The 23176-nt window shown below is 65.6% G+C and carries 1 protein-coding gene (cut by a window edge); it reads right to left on the reverse strand.

What is annotated here, in order from left to right; translation table 11 throughout:
- Positions 1–23176, reverse strand: the 3' portion of a protein-coding gene (locus G503_RS14015; protein WP_035022043.1) for an InlB B-repeat-containing protein. 11750 nt of this gene lie beyond the right edge of the window; 23176 of the gene's 34926 nt are visible here — the last part of the coding sequence; its start codon lies off the right edge, out of view; the stop codon is at positions 1–3.

Below are 23176 nucleotides of genomic sequence, written 5' to 3' on the forward strand. Positions count from 1 at the left end.
CTAAACGGCATCGGGTCGCTCGTTGTCCTTCTTCCTGCGACGGCGCATCGCCAGAGCCAGGGCCAGCGATGCCAGCGCCAGCATCAGCAACGCGCCCAGAACTAAGGTGTCGCCGGTCTGGGGCAGACGCTTGTAGAAGATCTTCGTGAACCACGAATCGCTCTCCCACCACCAGCCGATGTCCACCGAGCGCTCCGTCTCGAAGGTCCAGTGCTGCGGGCTGGAGGCCCTCCAAGTCTGGCCGTAGGCGTTCACCAAACTCTCGCGCACCTTCACCACCGTGAGCGCATCGGTGGCGCCCGCACCGTCATCGCCCTCCAGCGGATCGATGTCGCTGTCGAAGTTGTCGCTCGCGCCGGCATGGGACGGCACGAACTCGGCCTCGGCGGGACGATCGGTAACCACCCGGTACTCGTAGGCGTTGCCGTTGCCGTCCACCAGAGGATTGCCCTCGAAGCGGTAGGCGCCCGCACCATCGGTGCGCATGGTGGCCACGGTCTGCCACGAGCTGCCCGCCGACACAACGGGGCTGCTCTCGCGACCATAGCTGTGGTACTTCGGCTCGTCGTCGGCATCATCACCATCGCCCGAGCCGTCATCGCCGCCCGTGCCATCGCCCGAGCCGTCATCGCCGCCCGTGCCATCGCCGTCGCCCGAGCCGCCATCGCCGCCCGAGCCGTCACCCGAGCCGTCGCCAGAGCTGGTGTCATCGTCGACACCGCCGCCCGCGCCAGCACCATCGCCCGCGCCGCCGACCGCGACATCACCGGCCAGGGGCCTCTCCAACGCCCAGGCCCCGTTGTCGGCTGCCGGAATGCGCACTACGCCGCGGCCGGCCCGTTCCTTGGGCTCGCCCTCAGCGGTCAGATCGCTGCCCGGCGCACCGTCGGTGGTGTAGGTGCCGAAATCGTCGCGAGCGGCCGTCTCGGCCGGAGCCACCACGCGGCGCTCCAGACGCACCGTCAGGTTGGGCAGTATCTCGTCGTCCTCGTCGCGGATACCGTCCTTATCGGGATCGTCCCACGCCACGCCGCTGATAGTTACCGACTGGCGCGGCACCAGGCCAGCGTCGTTGGACAGGCAGTCGTTGGCCACCGCCAGCGAGCGCGGCGTGCCGCCCGGCGCGTTCTGTACCAGCGACAGCTCGGACTCGGTGCCGTCGGAACGCTTCGATGGCACGATAAGGCCGCCCTCCGGCGCGTCGGGGATGAGACGGGTGTTCATCTCGTCCAGGTCGGAATCCACCGTGGCATCATCGCCCTCGTTCAGCAGCGTCGTCTCGTAGCCCTCGGGCAGCACCGGCACGTTCACGCGGTAGCCGAACACCACCCGGTGCACCACGCCGTCAACGCTCACCTCGCCGGTAGTGGGCAGCCCCGTGAAGGCCCAGTCGCCGTTCTCGTCGGAATAGCGGCCCGGCACCTCGCCATAGGAACCCGTGGCGTTGAAGTTCGTGTCGTACACCCAGTAGCCGCCGTCGGCCGCCGGCACTGCGGCACGCTCGCCCGTAGCCGAGGCCAACACCGAGGCCCGCACCGCCGCAGCCTCAACCGGCTCGTCCGGATTATCCGGATCAGTTGGGTCCGTCGGCTCACTCGGGTCGGGATCCACCGGATCGGTCCCCTCCCCCTCGTCGGGCGCAGGCGTCTCGGGATCCGTCGGGCGCTCGGGTGCCTCGGGCTTGGGCTGAATGATGAACGGATCGTCGCCGACGAATTCCGCGGGCATGTACCAGTAGCGGCGCAGCTCCACGTACACCTCGCCGATGCCCGGCTCGGTCCACACGCGATCACCCGCCTGCACCTCGTCGCCCTCGTCATCCTCGGCGATGCGGAAGGCGCGCAGGCCGTTGGCGTCCTCGTCCTCCCACACGGCACCGGCGATGGTCACCGTCGGCGGCCAGGTGAAGCCGAAGTCCACCGACGCGCCGATGGGATTGCCGTCCTCGTCCTCGCGGTCGGTCCAGTTGATGGGCTGGTGCATCTTCCACAGCTGGCCGTAGGCGTTCACCGTACCGCCCACACGCGGCACCACCACGTCCAGCGACGGCGAGCCGCCCGCATCGATGGACACGTCCGGGTTATCGGGCGCCCAGTCGTTGTCCATGTCGTCGTTGGCGCCCAGGTTCACCGGCGCGTAGAAGGTGCCCTCGGGACGCTCGTAGCGCACCCGGTAACGCCAGGGCAGCCCGTCGCTGTCCACCATGGCCAGCGAGCCGAAGGAGTAGCAGCCCTCCATATCCACCCGGCAGCTGGCTACCTGGCTCCAACCGGTGGAGCCGCCCGGCGTGGGCGTCACCGTGGGCGTGGTGGGCGCCTTCCAGGAAGCGGCCGTCAGCGGCTCGCCGTCGCTGCCGCGCAGGTCGCTGCCGGGAGCGCCGTCGGTGATGGTCCAGCCCTGCTTGTCGAACTCGGCCGGGTCCACCGTCAGCTGAGCCCGCGGCACCTTCGTGCGCTCCAGGTACACCGTTCCCAGCGGAATGGGAATCTCGCCCTCGTCCTGAACGCCGTTCAGGTCGTCGTCGTCCCAGATCTTGCCGGCGATCACCGCAGCCGACTTGGGCGCGAAGCCCGCGTCGTTGTGATGCGAGTCGTGGGTGTTGGCCAGCGACCAGCGCTCGGAGGAAGCGCCGGTCCACGCGATGATGGTGGCATCGTCCTCGTCGTCCTCAGCCGGGCTCGTCAGCACGATCAGGCCGTGATGCCCCTCGTCGGGTATCAGGCGCGTGGTGCCGTCGTCCAGGTCGGAATCGTGCTCAGGGTCATCAACAACATTCAGGTCGGACGGATAGTAGCCGTCGGGGAACCCGACCACATTGGCGCGGTAGCCGTACACCACGCCGCGCGAGCCCTCGTCGGCGGGAATGCCGTCACCGGGCAGCAGCACGCCCGTGGCCGGCAGGCGCGTGAACTCCCAGTAGCCCTCGGCGTTCGACGTGGTTTCGGCCACGCCGTCGGTGCCGAAGGTGCGGTCGAAGCGCCACTGGTCGCGATCGACGTCGTACCAGTAGCGACGCAGCTGCACCGCCACATTGGGCAGGCCGCCCTCCTCGTCGTCCCACACGCCGTCGGCGTTGGCGTCCACCCACGCCGTGCCCGACACCACCATGGTGGCCGGCATCTTGAAGCCCGCGTCGCCGCCACGCTGCGCTTCGAAGGAATCGAACAGATCGTAGATGAGACCCTCGTAGCGCACGGCGTACTGGCTGTTGCGCGTGGCCGTCGCCGGCGTGGAAAGCATGATGCGCCCGTCGCCGCGCTGGCTGGTCACGGTGCCCGCGGCATCCACCACGTCGTAGATCTCGCGTACCTGGTAGTTGCCCTCGGCATGATCGATGTCGGTGGTCATGTCGGAGTCGGTGCGCGTCGTGGCCGCCGCCGTGTGGAAGCGGGTAACCACGTACTGGCCCGTGGTGGCGTCGCGCACCACTTCCACCCGGTACGACGCCAGGTAGAACTCGTCCTTGTCGGCCCCGCGGCCCTTGGGCACGAAGCTCGGCAGATCGGTGAACTCGTACACGCCCTCGGCGTCGGTCTTCACGTATACCGATGCCGTATCGCCCGCCTTGGCGTACAGGCCAGCCGCCGGGTCGGCGTCGGCCAGATAGGATGTGGCGAAGTTGCCGTCGCTCACCCACTGTCCGTCCTTGTAGCAGTAGCGCACCAGGCGCACCTCCAGGCCGGGCAGACCCGCCTCGGTATCCACCGCGCGCGCCGCCGGCGTGGCGGGCACGAGCGGCAGGCTGCCATCCAAGCGGTCGATGTGCACGTCGCGCACGCCGTTGTAGTCGGAATCGTTCCAGACCACGCCGCGCAGGATGCTGGTGCGGAACTGGCCGAAGCCCGCGTTCATGTGCTCCTGGCCCTGGGGCGCCGTCAGGTCGAAGCCGCCCACCAGGTACTCGGGCAGGGTGGCCGTATTCTCCCCGGCCCGCTGGGTAAGCACGATGCGGTTCTGGAATACGGGCGCGCCGCTATTGGCCGCCACGTTGAACGTGACGGGGTAATTGCCGTCGGTGTACAGCTCCCGATACACCGACGGGTCGATGGACGCGGGCCGGGCCGCCTTGGAGTTCAGATCCTCCGTTTGAGTGGGATCGTCCGGATCGGGCGCCTGCTGCCACAGCGTGAGCGGACGGCCGCCCATGCCCGTGGCGTCCACGTCCTCCTCCACGCCGTTGATCTCGATGGTGTAGCCGTTGAGCGACCACACGGGGCTATCGGAATTCACCCGCGTGGCGATGGGCATCGTGGAGAAGCGGTAGTTGCCATCGGCATCGGTCTGGGTGCTGATGGTGTCGGCCAAGCTCCACTGGCCCGTGGCCACATCGTAGGTCCAGCGCTTCAGGATCACCGTCTTGTTCGCGAAGATCTCCTCGTCCTCGTCGATGAAGCCGTCGTAGTCGGTGTCCTTCCACACCTTGCCGGCGATGTCGGCCGAGGGCGGAATCTCCACGCCGCCGTCGTTGGACGCGCGATCAGACAGCATGGCCAGGTCGTAGTCGTAGGTGAACGGCCCGCTCGCCCGCTCGGATGTGAGCGATGCGGGGGTAGTGCCGCCCGTCGTGGTGCCATCCCCCTGATTCGGATTGTTCGACGGCGCATAGGTGACCACGTTGCCTGCGAACGAATCGGCGTCGCGGCGCTCCAGCAGCACGTCGTACTCATCTACGTCCACGTTCATCAGATACGAGTCGTCGTAGCGCAGATCGGAGTCGATGGTGTAGTCGCTGCCCTGCTGGTACTTGGCGATGAACAGGGTATTGCGCACGTCGGGTGCCGCCTCTACCTGGGCTCGATAGGCGAACACCGTGTCGGAGCCATCGGCTTCGCGGCGCTGCGAGGGCAAATCCTCGAAGCGCCAGTGACCTCCGGCGCCCGGGTACTCGTACAGCGGCGTCCAGGCGGTGTCCAGGCTCCAGCCATCGGCCGAAGCCGCGTCGGGCACGTAGCGGTCCAGGCGCACCTTCAGCGCGTGAGTGGAGGGCACACCGGGCTCGCCGGCGTCCTGCAGGCCGTTGGAATTGGCATCGTTCCAGATAATGCCGGCGATGTCGCCCTCGGGGGCCGGCAGCTGGCCGATGTCGCCACCGCGGAACACCACGCGATCGCCCAGCTCGGCGCCATCCTCGCCGGTAACGGTCTCCACGGTCACGTCCTCGCCGTCTTTGCGCAGGGTCAGCCAGTCATAGATAGTGTTCTGGCCGCTCTGCACGTACTGACCGGGCACCGGCACATGGGAGCCCTGATCATCGCGGTCGGGCTTGTCGGTCACGCCGGCCAGGATGATGCGGCCCGCATCCACGCGACTGCCGTCGCCCCGATCGCCGCCGGTCTCGGCCACGCGGTCGATAACAGTCAGCGTGCCGCGATCGAGCACGTCGGAGTCGATGGTGCGGTCGTCGCCCATGTGGGAACGCGTAAGCAGCCAATGGTTGTCGTCGGACACATCGGCAGTGCCCTTGTCGTCGATATGGGTGGCATACAGGCGCACGCGGTAGGACGCCAGGTACTGCGCGCCCTCGGCATCGGTATAGGCCGCGGGCAAGTTGTCAAAGTTGTAGGTGCCGTCCTCGTCCGTGAATACACCCACCTCGCCGGGAGCCAGCTCGGTCCACTGCTGGGGATCGTACACGTCGGCCACCATGGCCAGCAGCGCGTTCTTGTCGAAGGCGCCGTCACCCACATCGGCACCCCAGTTCACCAGATGGCCGGCGACACCACCCGTCACGTTGGGCACGCGCACCTCACGCTGCTCGGTGATCGTGGGCTTCAAGGCGTCGCCCGAGCCAGCCGGATCGTAAGCCGGGTTGGGCACCTGCACCGGCAGGGTGCCCACCACATGGGACGTGCGCAGATCGGCGCCGAAGGTGGTGGACTGCAGCCATGCGCCCGCACCGTCATCGGCCGCGGGGTCCCAGTACCATTGGGTGAGCACCACGCGCTCGTCGGCCATGGGACGGTCCTTCTTCGCGATAGGCTCGTCGAGCTCGCCAGAATCGTCGGGGTCAACGATCTCGCCGGAATGGTCGGGATCGGTCGGCTCCGTCGGATCAACCGGCTCGGTCGGGTCGGTTCCATCGGAGCCACCCTCCCCTTCCCCGCCGGCCGGGGGCACCGGATCGCCCGAGCCGTCGCCCGCGCCATCGCCCGAGCCATCGCCCGAGCCGTCGCCCGCGCCGTCGCCCGAGCCGTCGCCGTCGCCGTCCTCGGGCCCATCGACGATGTTGCGCACACCGTCGTAGTCGGCATCTTCCCACAGCACGCCGGTGATAGATGCCTGGGGAATCTCCACCAAGCCGGCATCCCAGTTCTCGAAGCGCTGCGGATTGGTCAAGTCGTAGCGCAGGGGCTTCTTCAGTCCGGGCACGTTCACTTCTACCACGTTGCTCGCCAGGCTGTCATCCAGCTCGGGGCCGGCCAGCACGATCATGGAATCGCTGCCCTGGCCCAGCTCCTGGTCGATGGGCAGCTTGTCGCCGGCGGCGTTCAGGTAGTACACCGGCACCTCCACCATACCGCCCACCGTAGGATCGGTCGGATTGCCCGACGCCGGGCCGTTCATCACCGTGGTGTGGATGTCGGAATCGGTCTCGTCATCGGGGCCGAACTCGCCCGTGGCGCTGTCGCGGTAGGTGAAGCCCCAGTTCGTGTTCAGCGTCAGCATGTTCGACCGGTCGATGCGCAAACGGTAGCCCGCCAGGTACTTCTTCTTCTCGTCGTCCATCTTGTCCAGGTCGGTGTCCAGCGGGTCTACCACATAGGTAGAAAGGCCGGCGAATACGTACTGGCCCGCCTGGTTGGTCATGCGGGTCTTATGCTGCTTGTCCCGCCACTCGCGCTCGCCGGTCTCGTCGTTCTTCACGACCTCCTTGTCCACCAGCTGCCATGCGCCCGCACCCGTGCCCAGAGCGTCGGGGTTCCACCAGTACTGCTCCAAGGTGACAGTCACGCCGGGCACGCCGGGCTCCAAAAGCCCCTGCACGCCATCGTAGTTCAGGTCGTTCCACACGTAGTTGCCCAGGTATCCCACCGTGCCCAGGCCGAAGCCCAAGCCGAACTTGCGGTACACCTTGTAGCCCTTCCACTTCTCGCCTTCCTCGTAGATGGCCCGACCGTTCTCATCGGTGGGCACCTTGGCATGGAAGGGATAGGTCTCGCCCTTGGTGATCTTCCTCGTGGGCGACGACTCGGGATCCGACGGGTTGTAGTTCGGGTTGGGAACCGTGTACTTCTTCAGGTACAGGTCGTTGTCCCACAGCGCGTCCTCGCCGTCGGCGGGCATCTCCAGCGGATCTTTCGTATGCAGATAGGGCGTCGGCTTCAGAAGGCGCGTGCCCAGATGATCCTCGCAGCGAATGATGAAGTAGTGGCCCGGCTTCATCAGGAACTTGAAGTTGCCGATGGTCTCGCGCTGCAAGTGCTCGGCCAGCGCGTCGCCGGCGAGGCGGTCGTCTTCCGAGCAGCTGTGATGGTAGTGCTCCTTGGCCGCGCCCGACGGATTGCCGGCAGCCAGCTCGGCGCACCAGTCGCAGTTCGCTCCGTCACCAGTGATGAAGATGGCCGGACGCCCCTCGGCATCGGTGGCCGGCTCGCTGGCCACGGTCTCGGTCTCGGGGAAGTACTCGTACAGCTCCACCCGCATACGGCCGAGGCGCACCTCCTCCAAGGTGGTCACCAACGGCAGCATGGGATCGGTCTGATCGAGCTGGCGGTCGATGTAGCCGTCCATCAGATCCTGGTTGGTGCCGTCCTCGCCGTCGAACTGCACGCCCCACAAAGCACCCGTGGCGGTGGTGCCCCAGAATTTGTCGTCCTGGAACACCTGGCCCTCCACGGTAACGGGGGCCGAGATGCCCACGATGTAGCTCGTGGCGTCGGCGTCGTACTTCGCGTGCACCGCATCGGGATTCTTGAAGATGTCCTTGTTGTCGGCATCGGCGAACTCAGGGCCGTACTCAACCGGCTTCACCTCGACGAGCTTCGAGGTGGTGGCCACCAGCGCCGTCTCGTCCACGTCGGGAGTATCGGGGTCGTCCTCGCGATGCTCGATATCCAGCTTGTTGTCGGGCACGCCGTCGCCGTCCTTATCGGGGCCAGTGTACAGCGTGGAGATGGTGTAGCCGGCGTATTCCTTCGGGAAGGTGTAGCGCAGCTTGTAGGAGCCGGGCAGGATGTTCGACAGGATCCAATAGCCGGAGTTGCCGTAGTAGTCGCTTTCCGTGGTGAAGGAGAGGGGGGCGCCCGCATCGGCGTTGATGTAGCCGCCGCCCGCGTTCAGCAGAGGCTCGCCGGTCTTCTGGTCGCACTGCACCCAACGGCCGCTGCCGTCGCCGGCGGCGCCCTCGATCCACTTCGACACCTGGCCGTCGCGATTCACGGGCAGCCCGTTCTCGTTCAACAGCTCCACCACCACGCCATTGATGCCGGGATCCTCGGCCTCGCCGTCGAAGTCGACGTCCTGGAACAGGTCGGAGGCCAGGCACTCGTTGCCGTCCTCGTCGTAGTAGATGCTCTCGTGCTCGCCGGTGTCCGCGTTGTAGCGCGTATCGGTGGCCACCATGTAGCGGCCGTTCGGGCCCTTGCGCATCGTGGTGTCGCGGCCCTGGTTGTCCTTCACTGCCGTACCGTCGGTCTCGTTGCGCAGCTGGTCCCAGTTCGCGTCGATCCACACGTAGTCGCCCAAATACCCGCGCTCGTCGGGCGCGTCGATAAAGGCGCCGGCCATGGCGTTTTCCACCACGCGGGCCGAAGCATCGCCGGTGGGCGATGCGCCGTTGGTGTTGATGCGCTGAATGAAGCTGTTCCACTGGGTCACCGCTGCGAGGCGCTCGGCCAAATCGGGGTTCAGGTCCTTATCGTCGGGATCCAGGTTCATGTCGAACACGGCGTCGCCCTTCGTGGAGCCCAGGTACTTGGGCAGGTTCAGGGGCGCGTGCATGTCGTAGGTCAGGCGAATCTGACCGCGAACGGGCAAAATGACGTCATCCTTCTTCACCTCCACCCAAATGGAGCGCAGCGCGTGCTTCAGGCTCAGCGCCTCGTCGGGGTGGGCCTCCACATAGCGCTTCAGCTCCTCTAAGGGCACGAAGCCCTCGGCGCGCAGGGCCGTCGGGTTCAGGCGGTGCTCGTTGAGCCACGCGGCCTTCTCAGTGGGGCTCAGCATGGCCCACAGCTCGGGCAGCGAGTCCTCGGTCAGCACCGTCAGCTTAGTGCGCGTACCGCCCGCGTCGTCGGGAATCTGGTCGGTGCGGTAGGGACCCACCCAGATCTCGGCCTCGTCGGGGCGCAGCTCGCGCCCATCGGGGTTGGAGTCGGTCGTGGGCGAGATGATCCAGGCCTTGATGGAGTCCAGATCCTCGATCCAGCCGTTCCACGTGCTGCCACGATCCTGCTTTGCCATGGTGCCGGGCTCGCCATCTACCTCGGAGGGCACATAGGTGCCCGACAGCAGCTTCGGGTCGTTGTTGTAGGGGAGCACGTCCAAAAGCACCGTGCGCACGTAGTTCTTCGCGATGGCCTCCGATGCACCCAGGTTCTCGGCCTGGGAGCGGTAGGTGTAGTTCGTGCCCTCGGGCACACCCACCGGGCCGTTGATGGCCTGGGTGTACAGAGTGCCCAGCTGCGAGGAGGAGTACTTCGACTGCGACTGGGTGGAATTCGAGATGAAGCCCGCCGCCTCCAGCTGCAGCGACAGCATCATCTGGTTGGTGTTGCCGTCCAGGTTCGCGTCGCGGGTGTCCAGCACGAAGGAGGTCTTGTTGTTGGACTGCTGCGTGGGAATGTAGGGGTCGTAGTTGCCCGGCTTGTTGGCATAGCCCGTAGCGCTCATGAGGTCGGAGCTGATGGCGGTGTTGGCATCCTGGCGGATGGGCATCATCAGCTCGATGACCACGGCCTGGCCCATCTGCAGGGTGCCGCGGGTACTGCCGCCCAAAGCCGACGTGAAGCGCCAGTCCATGAACTTGCGGTTGTAGCCCGAGCCCACGCTGCCCAGCTTGTCGGCCACGGTGAGGCTGCCGCCCACCCACGGCTGCGCCAGGGACACGTTGGGCTTGGACACGATGCTCGTAGTGGCGAACGACGCGTCCTGGTTCTCGATGTGGTAGGTCCACAGCGGCGTGGCGGTGTCGATATTGGTCGCCAGTTCGTCGTAGATGGTCTCGTAGATGATGGGCGAGCTCGGATCGTTGGGGTCCTCGTGCAAAGGATCCATTATCGGGTTGCCATTTGCATCAAGCACCACGTTGCCCTCGTCGTCGAGCCTCTCGACCATGATGGGAACATCGCGGGACTTCGCCTTCGAGGTGTAGCCGAGGTTCAAAGGACAGCTCGCGCTCGTCGTCTGATCGTAGGGCACGTACTTGAACTTGTTGTTGTCCAACATGCCGGCGGCGCCGAAGCCCTCCACGAAGGGCAGCACCAGCGACAGATCGGGATTGGAGCAGAAGTCGGCACGGCCGTTCACGATGCCGAGCGACTTCAGCTGGTCGGAGCTGAGGTTGGTCAGCGTGATCTTGTAGCGCATCATGCGCGACGCCTCCGGATCGATGGCCGGACGGCCCGTCACCCAGGTGTAGCTCTCGGTGGCGTTGCCGTTGAAGTAGGCCTGCTCCATGTCGATCTTCAGCGTGGGATATTCCGCCGCCCGGTAGAAGCCCACACGGTCGCGCTCGGCGCCGACGTACTTCGTGTCGTCGTAGCGCACCCAAGCGGAGACGAAGTGGTTCAGATGTGCTTCCTTGGAAACCGTGGCCTCGCCCGAGCCGCCGGCGCTGGCATCGCCGTCGCGTGCGCCCGCCAGGGCCCGGCCGATGGGCGTCTCGCCCACCAGCGGCAGCGATGCGGTGGAGATGACGAAGTCCTCCAGCACGTAGGTGTGGCACAGCACGCCCGCCGCGTTGTCGTACAGCGACGAGGGCATCTGCGATTTCGTTTGGATGAGGTTCTTCTTGCCCGAGGTGTCCTTGACAGGATCGCCGTTGGCATCGGTCTGCCACGACCAGCCCACGTTCAAGCGCTCGGGATCGAAGTCGTCGGCCTCCTGCTTGCCCTCGGTGCCGGCAATCACCTGGCCGGCGGTGTTGGTCTTAGTGGGAATGGCATCCACATCTAGGCGGAACTTGCGGGGCACCGGCGTCTCGCGGGCCGCCGTCTCGTCCATCAGGGCGTCCCAACCGGTCAAGCCCTCGGGCACCGCCTTCACCACCCAGCGAATCTGGCGGATGTCCACGCCGCGATCGGTGTACTCGGTGGTGTCGATGAGGGTGTTCTCCTTGGCGCTGACGGCATAGCCCGCCGGATCGCCCAGGATAACCCACGTGCCCTCGGTGTTGTCGGCCGTGTTGTAATCGTCGGCATCGTCCTCGCCGAAGAAGTAGTCGCGGTCGGCATCGGTACCAGGGAACGCGTAGTTCTCGCGGTCGTTGTAGGAAGCGCCGTTCTGCTCGCCGAACACCGACCGATGACGGTCGGCCGCCTCGGTGGAGGGGTTGATGATGCGGGCGAGCACGAATACGCGCAGCTTCGACTCGATCTCGGCCTCCTCGTTCAGGGGCTTCACGTTCACGTCCTTGTAGGACGGGCGCTCCTTGAACTTGGCCACCAGCGTGGTGTCCTTATAGATGATGCCTGCACCGTCATCGGAAACCTCGCGGTTGACCCACGCACGCCAGTCGCCGGCCTCGGCCAGGTCGCTGTTCCCGTTTGCCTGGGCGATATCGGTCACCAGCTCGTCTTTCAGGATATTGCCGTCCCCATCGAAGGTGCGCCGATACCAGCCGGCGAACACATAGCCCTCATCGGGGATGGCCTTAGCGCCGCCCAAGCGGTCGATGGCGCGCTGGTTGCTCGTCTCGTACACCGACAGCGCCGGATCGCCGTCCGAGCCGCTCAGCACCACCGTGCCATGAGCCGGGCCATTGTAGGTGCTGTCGGTGGTCTTGTCGATGTACTCGGCCAGATAGGTAACGGTATAGGTGATCTCGGCGAAATGGGCCACGTACACCGTAGAGGTATAGTTGCCGTCGCCGTCTTTGTTCAGGCTGGCCAGAACGTTCTCGACACTGAGCACGCCGTTGCCATCCTCGTCGATATCGTAATCGACGAGCTCCTCTTCGGTGCCGCCGCCCTCGACGGACACCTTCTTGTACCATCCCAGGAACAGATAGTCGCGAGCCGGCTTGGCCACACAGCCAGTAATACCGTCGCCCGTCTCTACCGGCAGTTCCTGATTCACGCGCACGGTCAGCTCGCCCGGGCTGGACGACGTGCCCCCTACGGTAGTCAAGTCGTAGTTTACCTGGAATTTGCGTCCGCTCAGCTCCGGCGGGTCCACCGGGTCGGTGCCCGCAGAGCCGTCGCCGGCGCCATCGGAGCCATCCGCAGAGCCGCCGCCCTCCCCCGTCTCCTCGGCCACGGCCGCGGCACCGGAGGCGCCCAGGGCGGCCGCCGTCAGAGGCGGCACCGTATCGTCGTTGAACAGGGCCGCCACGGCCTGCGGAGTCAACACGCGCGCCGCCGGCTCATGGCCGCCGAACACCACCGGCTCGGCACCGGCCGCCGCTGCCGCCGCATCGGTCGCCACGCCGCTGCCGGCCTCCACGGCCGCCGCCTCCTCGGCTGCTGCCGTGGCAGCGGCGGTAGCACCGCCCGGCGTCTGAGTGCCCGAGGGCGGCACATCGGGAATGATATTGCCGAACTTGTCGATAGCCACCTGCTTGGTCTCCCACTCGGCGCCGGGCACCTCCCAGATGCCCGTGCGCACAGCGGCCACATAGGGCAGCGTGCGCACCACCGGCCGCTTGGCATCGTTTAAGGGCGCGTCGTAGGACAGAGCGTCGGACGTGCCGTAGTAGGGCACCTGCCAATCCACGATGAAGCTGTTCACCGCAGCACCGGTGTTGATGGCCTGGGTGATGACGAAGCGGTTGTCGCCGCCCTGATGCGAGTCGTCGGCCAGATTGATGTCGAAGTCCTGGTCGGTGATCAGGTTGCGCTGGATGAACGTATCGCCGCGCACCGAGGCGGAGGGCTTCAGCACGCGGAAGTAACCCGACCGATCGTAGGAATAGCTGTCGGTCAGATCGCCGTCCTTATCGTAGTCAGCGGCCGGAATCTCCTCGCCGGTGGTGGTATCGGTGCTGGCGGCCTTGTCAGACACCATGCGCACGAAGCCGTTGTAGCGGCTCCAGCGCACAAAGCGCTCCATATACTGGGGCTGGAAGTTGAACACGCCCTCGGCCGCGTCCGATTGGGCCGTGCCGCCCGTGCCGCGGCTGCGCGTGGGCTTCACCACGGTGTCGCCGGCCTGATGCAGCACCGTCACGCCATCGTCGGCCAGGATGTCCTTGGTAAAGGTATGGGTCCAGCCGGCGCCGTTGAAGCCCACGGTGTTGTCCAGCCACGACAAGGTGGTGTCGTGCAGCGTGGTGTATACCGTGGAATTGCCGCCGTCCCAGCAGCGCAGCTCGTTCAGACGGTCGCGATAGGTGGCGCCCATATCGTCCAAGGCGTCAGTGCCGTCGCCCAGATTATCGATGCGCGTGCGCACTTTCAGGGTGACCACGTCGTTGACGCCCAAATAGCCATCGGGGTGCACGCCGTCGAAGAAGGCATCGTAGAGGGTGTCGTACTTCAGGAACTCCTCGTCGGTGGCATCATCGGGAGGCGCCAGCTCGAACACCACGGTCTCGCCCTCGTGGGAAAGCGCTTTCACTGGCGGGTTGTCGGGCGCCACGTCCGTCGGGTCGTCCAGATCGGGCTTGGCGTAGTTAGCTCCGCCCGCCGATACCGTGTAGTCGTCGGAGGTGTAATCGGGCTGGTGGGTGATGCGCACCGTCCAGCCGGCGTCGATCAGCTGCTTCGGCGTGAAGGTCTCGGTTACCGTGCGGTTGCCCTGGGTGCGCAGACGATGAGTCCACTCCACCACGAACTGGCTGTCGGCGCCATCTTGGTCGCCCAGGTACATCTCGTAGTTCTTATCGGTCACCTCGGCCCGCGAGTTCATCAGGGTCTTGCCCGCATAGAACGTTACCTCCTTGGGCAGCTCCAACGAGAACACCAGCTTGGCATGCTTGATGGCGCCCGAGCTCTGGGTGCCGTTGTTCATGTTCGAGAAGCGCGCCGTGTACCACAGGGTGTCGCCGTACTCGAAGGACTTCGCGTTGTTGTAGGCGTTGCCGCCGAAGTTGATGCCGTTGTCGTTTTCCAGCCAGTAGTAGCGGTTGTTGCGCGCGCCGGTGGAGCTGTTGGCGATGGACTGGTCCCAATAGGCGCCCGTGCCCGTGGCCGACGGCGTCTTGCCGTCGGCACCGGTGCCCGCCGACACCCAGTACTCGGTCTTCACCGTGGGGTAGGCCACGCGCAGCTTCAGACCGTTCATAATACCCGTATCCTCGCGAATGTCGGGCACGCCGACAGCCTTGTCGCCGTTCTCGTCGCGCTTGGTACGGGCGAAGGCCTCGGTGTGGCGTACCGTATCGTTGCCGTTCAGGCCGCGAGAGGCATCGGCCGACAGCGCGAAGTTCTTGCGGAAGCGGTAGTCCTCCACGATGATGCCGGCGTTGCTGGTGCCCGGCGTAATGGAATCCAGGCCGTTTTGGCCCTCGTTGTAGCGCTTCGTGAAGCCCGGCAGCCAGTTGATGGCCGGCTCGCCGTTGCGCGTGTAGTTGCCGTCGTTGATGGCATGGCGCGGCATCACACCGGGCGTGGCCGTCTGATAGCCGTTGTTGTTGGCGTCGTAGTAGTCGGCGTTGGTGAAGTGAATCCAGTAGCCGTAGCGATCGTTGATGCGGTAGGTGGCCAGGCGCGCGTCCAGACGCGTGTCATCCCACTGGCAGCCGCGCAGACGGTACTGGGCCAGATTGCCCATCTGGTAGGGATTGCCGGAAATATCGGAGTCGGCCAGGAACTGGTAGCCGTCTACCTTCGAGGTCACGTAGGTGCGAATGTTCTCGTAGCTGCGAATAACCTCGTCGCGGTTCACCTCGTCGGCATCCTGGCGGGACGGTCCCACGGTGATGATGTTGAACTTGAAGGTGTCGGTATAGTAGGGGCGCAAACGCTGCTCGCGATTGCGGTTGCCGTTGGCCGTGGTCTCCACGCTGATCTTATCGGGCGCAGACGCGTTGTAGCCGTCGGCGGTCTCGCCGGTTAAGTCCACATCGCCGCGGGCCTCGAAGCGCAGCACGAAGCGGTACTGCTCGTTGGCCGGATTCTCCTCGTCGGCCACCTTCTCGTAGGTAACCGTCGCCTTGAAGTCCTTCCAGGCATCGTTGCGATCTTTGGCATTGGCCAGAAGGCCCTGGGTGTCGCGGTTCGCGTCGTAGGCCTCGTTCAGGCGCCAGTCGGTGGTCTCAAACACCTGGGGCACATCGGGTATGCAGTTGTAGGGCGTGCCGTCGGCACGCTGGGGCGCCACGTTCTCGGGCAGCACCACCGTCACCACGGGCAGGGCGATATCGCCCATCTGGCCGCCATCCACGGAATAGGTGTGGGACAGGCGTTCCCAACGACCGCCGTAATTGTAGTAGTCGCCCTCGGGGTGATCGGCCTGCTGGTTGTAGGCCAGGCGGTTCCACCAGTAGCGGTTCTCCACATGCACGTTCAGCTGACGGGAATCGGCCTCGCTTTCCATGTAGTAGTCGGTGGACGGACCCGTCACGCCATTGGTGCCGATGGTCGACCACGTGCGCACCACGGGCTTGCGCACGCGAGCGCGCGTGCCCGTCTGGGCATAGTAGGCCGGGGTGCCCTCCGCACCCGACGTCTTGTAGGCCTTGCCCCACTGCACGCCCGTCGTGTCCATCACGCGCGTGCCGGCGGCCACCTCCTCAAGCGACACGGTGTTGTTCTGCACCGTGCGGCCGTTCACGGCGGGCATGTTGGGCGAGCCGTAGGCGCGGTCGTAGGCGGCATCCATGTTGGCCGAGCTGTTGGCGTACCAGGAACGGGCGCTCCACACGTAGTCCATGCCGAAGGGCTGGCAATTGTTCAGGTCGCCGTCGCCCTTGTTCGTATCGGCCTCCCAGGCGGCACGCCCCTCGAAGTGATCGATGTCGAACAGCTGGTAATAGGCGCTCGACTTCGAGGGCAGCTCACCGGATGCCGTGTCCGTCCCCGCGATCTCGCGGGTATCCACCGGGCGGGTGAGCACGCGATCGTACCAGTAGCCCGCGTTGTTCGTGCTGAAGATGTGAGAGGCGATGTTCACGTTGATCTTGTAGCCCGCATTGCCGCCGTAGCTGTCGCGGTCGGCGGTGTTGGCGGCCTGGTTGTCGATATCGCGGCCGAACCACTTGCCCAAAGGCTGGGTCACGGTGATCTTCAATACCCAGGGCTGCGAGCTTTCCACGTAAGACGTGCCCCGCGGGCCCGCATCGGCGGAGGCCACGGCCTCGTAGGACGAGACGGCCGGGTCGCCCGACACGTCGGGCGAGCTCGCGCTCTTCAGGGCCAGGCCGTTGCGGTAGTCGGCCGGGTTCTGCGAGGCGGCCGGGGCATCGTAGCCGGCATAGTCGCCCCAAGGCGTCTGCACCACTTCCACCTTCACCTCATCGGCGGAAACGGTGGCGTAGTTCTCGCTCGTGTAAGGCGAGTTGCTGTAGCCGGTGGGGCCGTTCACGCCGCTGAGCACCTGGGCGCTCACGATGGGATTGCCGTCGGCATCCAGCTTCGGCTCGGCGCCGCGCGGGAAGATGTAGGTGAACTCGATGCCGTCCAGATTGCGGTCGCCGTAGTTCAGCGCCTGCAGGCGGGCGGTATAGTCCTGGTTGTACTGCAGGGAGACATCGTATTGGCCCCACAGCACGCCACGGTGGTCGCGCACGGTGCCGCGGTTGGCCCAGTACTCGTACCACCACTCGTGGGCATCGCGACCCGACAGGTACTGGCGCTGAGACTCGTAGGCCGGCGTTCCATCGGGGTTGCTGCCGGCGGCCACGCTGCTGTCGGCGATGGGGATCATCTCGGAGGCAGTGGCCAGCCACGCCTTCTGCAGGTGCACGCGGGTCTGCGACCACACGATGGGCGTAGCCGAGCCCCATTTGGTGGGCAGGGCGGTTGCCGCCCCGTCCTCGTCGGTATAGGTGCGCAGCACACCGCGGGTGCGCGGCCAGGTGACCAGCTCGTTGTAGTCGCGATCATAAGCGCTGTCATCGCAATCCGAGTTCCAGCCCGAGCTGTAGCTGTTGATCAGCTTCACGTACCGGGGCAGATCGTTGGCGATAAGCTCCGCCGCGCCGCTGGGACGCAGGGGCGTGTAACGCGTCCACTGCACGTAGTTCGAGGTGCGCACATCGCTGTCCAGGTAGGTGCCGCGATGGCCATCGGCGCCGTACAGGCTGTTGGGCCGGGTGTACCAGCCGTTCTCGCCGGCATTCTGGTTCGTCGTCTCGCCGGGAATGAAGGTGAGCGAGCCGTCGAACATCTCCCACCGGTCGGAATTCTTCACGCGCGCGGCCGTGAAGCCCGACTCGTGCATCAGAGAGTCCATATCCATCAGCACCGAGCCGTTGTTCACATAGGCCGCGCCGATACCGGGGCGCGAGGCGGTATAGCCGCCGCCCGACAGCGGGTTCACGTAGATGCGGCCGGTGTGGTTGTTCCAGCCCGTGTACTCATCGGCATAGGTGTGCCAGTACTCGCCCACACGCGGGAAGTACACCGGCTCGGAGCCCTTCGTGCCCGACCACGCCTTCGACGTGTCGCCGTACACCTGGGGCAGGCCGTCCACGGCCGCGGTCACGTCGAACCACAGCTCGATGGTATCGCCCACCTCCACGCACACGGTGCCGTGGTTGGCCAAATCGACCGGCGACACCTCGGCGCGCCAATCGGGCACGATGGAGCCGGGGCGCTCGCCGTCGTAGTTGGGATCCACCACCCACTCGATGCGGAACAGGGCAAAGCGCGTCTCTCTGGCCGCCGAGACGGGGTTCATATCGTTGAAGGGCTTGCCCGAGGCCCCGCGGTTGGCGGTGTAGCCCTTCGGCGTCATGTTGTAGTCCATAGCACCGCCGATATCGGAGTCCAGCTCGGGAGCGTCGGCCTCGGACACCCGGGTCACCTTCACCTTCATGCCGTTGGTGCGCGCATCCAGCACGTCCTCGCCGAACACGTTCTTCCAGCGGATGTTCTTCTGCAGGCGCTGGGCCAGATAGTCAGCTGTGATCTCCTTGCCGTCGGCCGTCTTCAGGTAATCAAGCGGAATGCGCTCATAGAACACCGGATTGTACAGCTCGCCCTCTACGTCCATGCCGGTATTCGTGCCACGACGCGTGTTCCACAGCACGTCTTTGTACCAGAACTGCTCGCCGGGAATGTAGCCGGTCTTCTGGGCGGCGTTCCAGGCGGTAGCGGCCGTGCCGGTCACCTGGGCCTCGGTCTGGAACACCTGATTCTGGAAGCGAATGACGGGCGTGCGACGGAACACCGTGAAGCTCTCCTCGGTATAGGAGTCGGCCTTGGTCTTCAGCACCGAGTTGTTCTCCACGTCGGCATAGTGGCTGCGGGCCGGCGTGAGCAGCACGCCGTCGGCACCCGAGGCACCCTCCTTGTAGAAGTCGAGCTGGGTCTTCTCCGTATGGCGATGGGTGTAGCCCACGTCCACGTAATGATGGGCAGCTTCCCACCATTCGGTCAGCTCGCCGTTGACGCGATTGCTCTGGTAGCGCGCCACGCCCACCAGGGCCACGTCGTCCAGGGCGTAGGGCGTGCTTGCCCCCACCGCATTGGGTGTATTGTCACGAGTGACCGGCACATCGTAGTAGGTCCAGCGCACGGCCGTGATGAAGCGGAACTTGTTCGAGTTCGCAAAGTAGCCTTCCTCGGACACCTTCACATGACGCGGATCGCTCTCGTCGGTCTCGGCCGCCTTGGTCAGGGCATCCAGCTCGTCGATAGTGATCCAGTCGGCGGCCAGCTCGTCGTAGTACTCGATAAAGATCTTGGGGCGCGTGCCGCGATCGGCGTCGGTCTCGGTGTCCACCGACTCGTGCACGGTGCCGTTGGTGATAGTGGGCTTCTCGGGCGTTTCCGGCACATCGGGCATCTCGGTGTCGCCGCCCCCGTCGGGCACCTCGGGCTCTTCCGTGCTGCCGCCGGGCTCGCCCATCTCGTACTTGGCTACGAAGATCGTGTCGGCGTACAGGCCGCTGGCGTCCTTGTTCAGGCGCGGAGCCGCCAGCTCGGGTGTCAGCACCTCGGCATCGAAGCCCTCGGTCTCGCGCTCTTCCTCCGTGAAGGTGATAGCGGTGTCGTGGGCCTCCCGCTCCTCAGTGAACAGCAGGTTGCCGTCCTCGTCGCGCTTCTGCACGGGGTTGCCGGCCGCATCGGTCTTCGGCACCTCCTCGTACATCAGATCACCATTCTCGTCGCGCATCTCCTCGGTCACCGTCTCGGTGATGGGGTTGCCGTCCTCGTCGTAGGCCTGATGCCCGTCGGCGTCCAGCACGGGTTTTTGCACCTCGTGGGTCATCACTTTCTGCTCGGTGTCCCACACGGGCACCTGTTTGGTGGTGTAGGTGCGCTTGAACCAGCCCACGAACCGCGGCACCTCGGTGTCGGTAGCCGACAGCGTGGTGGTGGCGGTGGCGCCGGTGAGTCCCTCGGTGCCCAGCGCCTGGATATCCTGGTTCTTCTCGTTGTCCACCCGACCGCCGTCGGCCTCGTAGGTAACGGTGTAGGTCACCTGCGGATCGGCCTTGAACTTCGCCACGAAGGTGGTGTTGGCGTACAGGCCCTGTTCGTCGGTGTTCAAAAGCGGCGTCAGCTTGTCGGGGCTCAGCTGGGCCTTGGCACCCTCAACCGGGGTGTCCTTGAAGGTGATCTCGTCCCTCATCACCACGTTGCCCTCGTCGTCGTGCAGCTCGTTGCCCTCGTCATCGGTAGCGGGCACTTGGGTGACGATAGTCTCGCGCTTGAACCACCCGGCGAAGGCATAGCCGGTATCGGGGGTGGCCAGCGATCCGGTGGCGCCAGCCGACGACAGGGCCTGCAAGGTGTTCGAGGGAATGTCCACCGAGCCGTGGTCGTCGGCCTCGTAGGTAATAGTGTAGGTGTTGTCGGCTGCGGGCACGAACTTCGCCACGAAGGTGGTGTCGGCATAGGCCTGGATCCCGGCGCGGGAAGCGCCGTCGCCCTCTCCCCCGGCATCGCCGGCATCGCCGGCCTCGCCGGCATCGTCCCCATCGGACAGCGTCGTCACCGCCAGGTTCGCCGCGGCCACATCGGCGGTCAGGGTGGCACCGGCGCCGGCCAGCTTGCGCTCGGTCACCGTGCCGTCCTCGGCCGTCTCGCGCACGTACCAGCCGTCGAACACGTAACCGGGCTGGGCCGTGGCCGTAGCACCGGTCACGCCCTTAACGCTCAGGGCCATCAGGTCGGCGTTCTTGGCCACATCCACCGCACCGCCCGCGCCAGCCGTATAGGTCACGCTATAGGTGACGTCGGTATCGGCCTTGAACTTCGCCACGAAAGTGGCATCCACGTACAGGCCGTCCTCGTCGACGGGCAGAACCTGGGCCAGGGTCGTGGCATCCAACTGGGCCGTGCCGCCCACCGCGGTGTCCACCGGCGTGCCCAAGGGCCCTTCCTCGCGCAAAAACCAGCCCACAAAGCTGTAGCCCTCATCGGCCACGGCCTCGCCGCCGATGAGGCCGTCGGCGGTGGAGCACAGCATCTTCGGCGTGGTCAGCGTCTGCGCCGGCCCCTCGATAATCTCGATACCGCCAGTAGAATCGTCACCGGCGCCCGGCGCGGCGCGGAACGTGCGCACCTGGCCGTTGTCGGCCGCCGTATAGGTGATGCGGAAGGCGCGCTGGCTCTTGTCCTTGAACTTCGCCACAAAGGTGGTGTTCGTGTACAGGCCGTCGGCATTCTTCACCACATAGGGAGCAGCCGCCTCGGGCGTCAGCACGGGGTGCTCGTCGTCCACCAGGGTGTCCACGTCCTTGCCCTCGTCGTCCATGGTGCGCACGTACCAGCCGTCGAAGATGAAGCCCTCGTTGGGCAGCGCTTCAGAGCCGGTGATGCCGGCAGTGCCCAGCACCTGGATGCCGCCGTCCGACTCGTTGGACACCTTGCCGTTGGCCTCGGCCTGATAGGTGATGCCGTACACCTGGGTGGTGCTCGGCTTGAACTTGGCCACGAAGGTGGTGTCGGCGTACAGGGTGTCCGACCCGCTGGCATCGCTACCGCCGTCGTCGGCGGCCACGGTGTTCAGATTGGCCACCGTGTCCTGATCGCTCAAGGCGTTGGGGATGTTCTCCAGCTTCCGCTCGGTCACGGTGCCGTCATCGGCCGTCTCGCGCACGTACCAGCCGTCGAAGGCCCAGCCGGGCAGCACCCAAGCCGTGGCCCCGGTTACCTTGTCGGTGGCAGTGGCGTCCATCTCGGCGTTGGTCATTTCGGAAACGCGGTCGTCGCCCACGGTGAAGTAGCCGCCCTCGTCGATGACGTAGGTAATGGTGTAGCGGGGCTTCTCCACATCGTCCTTGCCGTCTTCCAGGTCGCCGCCGCCCCCGATGGAGCCGGCGCCATTGCCCACCGAGGCCACCACATCCGACAAGGTGGCATCGTGGTTCGTCAGGTTGTCGGTGGAAGGCGGCATGTCGGCCGGATAGCGCAGGTTCACGCGCTTGCCGTCGGCATCGCGCTGGATGTCGTAATTGTCATGGGTGCCCGTAGCCAGCTTCGGCGTGTCGGTCAGTTCGAAGCCCTGGCGACCTCTCTCGTCAGTCAGGCGCACCGTCACCGTCATATCGGCGGTGTGGTAGGTAGGATTATTCAGGTTGTGCACCGTCAGCTGGGCCGTGTCGCCATCGGAGCGGGGACGGCCCATCAGCAACGTGGAGGGGTCGAGCCCCGTGAAGTTGAAGGACAGCTGCGGGTCGTCATAACGACTGTTGTTGCGCTGCGGGTCCTCGTAGCGATCGCTATTGACCCGCGTGTAGTCGTCCAAGTGATTGTAGAAGCGCGTATAGCTGTACACACGGCTGCCGAACTGGTTGCGGTTGATCATGAACTGGTCGACGGGGTCGGCCGGGCGGATCGTGTACACCGTACGCTCGTGGGCCGTGGTGTAGCCGTTCACCCAGCGACCGCCCATGTCGTTTGAGTAGGCCCATACGTTGTGGTCGGCATCGCCGCCGCCGGGCACCGTGTACTGCAGGTAGCCGTGCATGGGCGCCGACACAGCGAACCAATCGGCCAGCACCGTCGAGCCGCGATGGGGCATCGTATCGGCCGTGCCGTTGGCGGCGGTGTTCTCGCTCGTCAGGTAGTCCTCGGTTTCCAGCTCACCGGTCATCTGGGTGATCACGCGGATGGTCACGTACTCGCCGGGATCGAAGGTGCGGCCCTCCGCGGGCGTCAGCTCGCCCTCATCGGTCCACTTGTTATCGCCCACGCGGAACAGCAGCACGCGATTCTCGTCGTAGGCCTCCACGGTGCCGCCGTTGCCGTCGGGCACAAAGGACAGGTCGGTCTGCTGGGGCGCCTCGCGCAGCTGGCTGCGATCCAGGTTGCCGATCATGGCCGCCACCGGGTGATCGGTGGTGTTGTCGGCCACCCAGTTGCCGTCGCCGCCCTTCTTCTTCGATACCTCCCAGCCGACGATGCGCTGCCCCTTCTGCACACGGAACATGGCATCTACGTGCTCTAGGGCCACGTCGTTGTCGGATCCGGCCACAGCGGATTTGTTGCCCACGCGCAGGGTGTACTCCACGTAGTCACCCGGATACAGGGCGCCGTCGGGAATGCCCCAGTCCTTGGCCGTGGAATCGGTGCTGTAGGACACCGGCGCGCCGATGTCGGTATCGGAATTATCGTAGCCGAACACCGTGGCGGCGTTGCCGTTCACAGTGACGGCCTTGCCGCGCACCATGGAGGTTTCCATCTGGGCCAGGCGGTGGCGCAGGGTGTTGCCCGCCGTGGGGTCGTGGCGCAGGCCGCTCACGTAGGCGCTGCTGTTCAGCGGTGCGCGGTTCGGATCCTTCGACTGCACGTCGGTAATGGCCAAATTCTCATTCCAGGTGTAGGGCGAATAGGCCATGCCCGTCTTGTTGCCCGTAGGCGTGGCGTACTCGTTCCAATTGCCGGCGACCAGATCGGTGGCCGTCGTGGCCGTCGCCGACACGAAATCGTCGAGGGTGCGGTCGGCGTACACGCCGTCGTAG

Origin of the sequence: Adlercreutzia mucosicola DSM 19490 (assembly GCF_000422625.1) — a bacterium.
In the GTDB taxonomy this organism is placed as follows: Bacteria; Actinomycetota; Coriobacteriia; order Coriobacteriales; family Eggerthellaceae; genus Adlercreutzia; species Adlercreutzia mucosicola.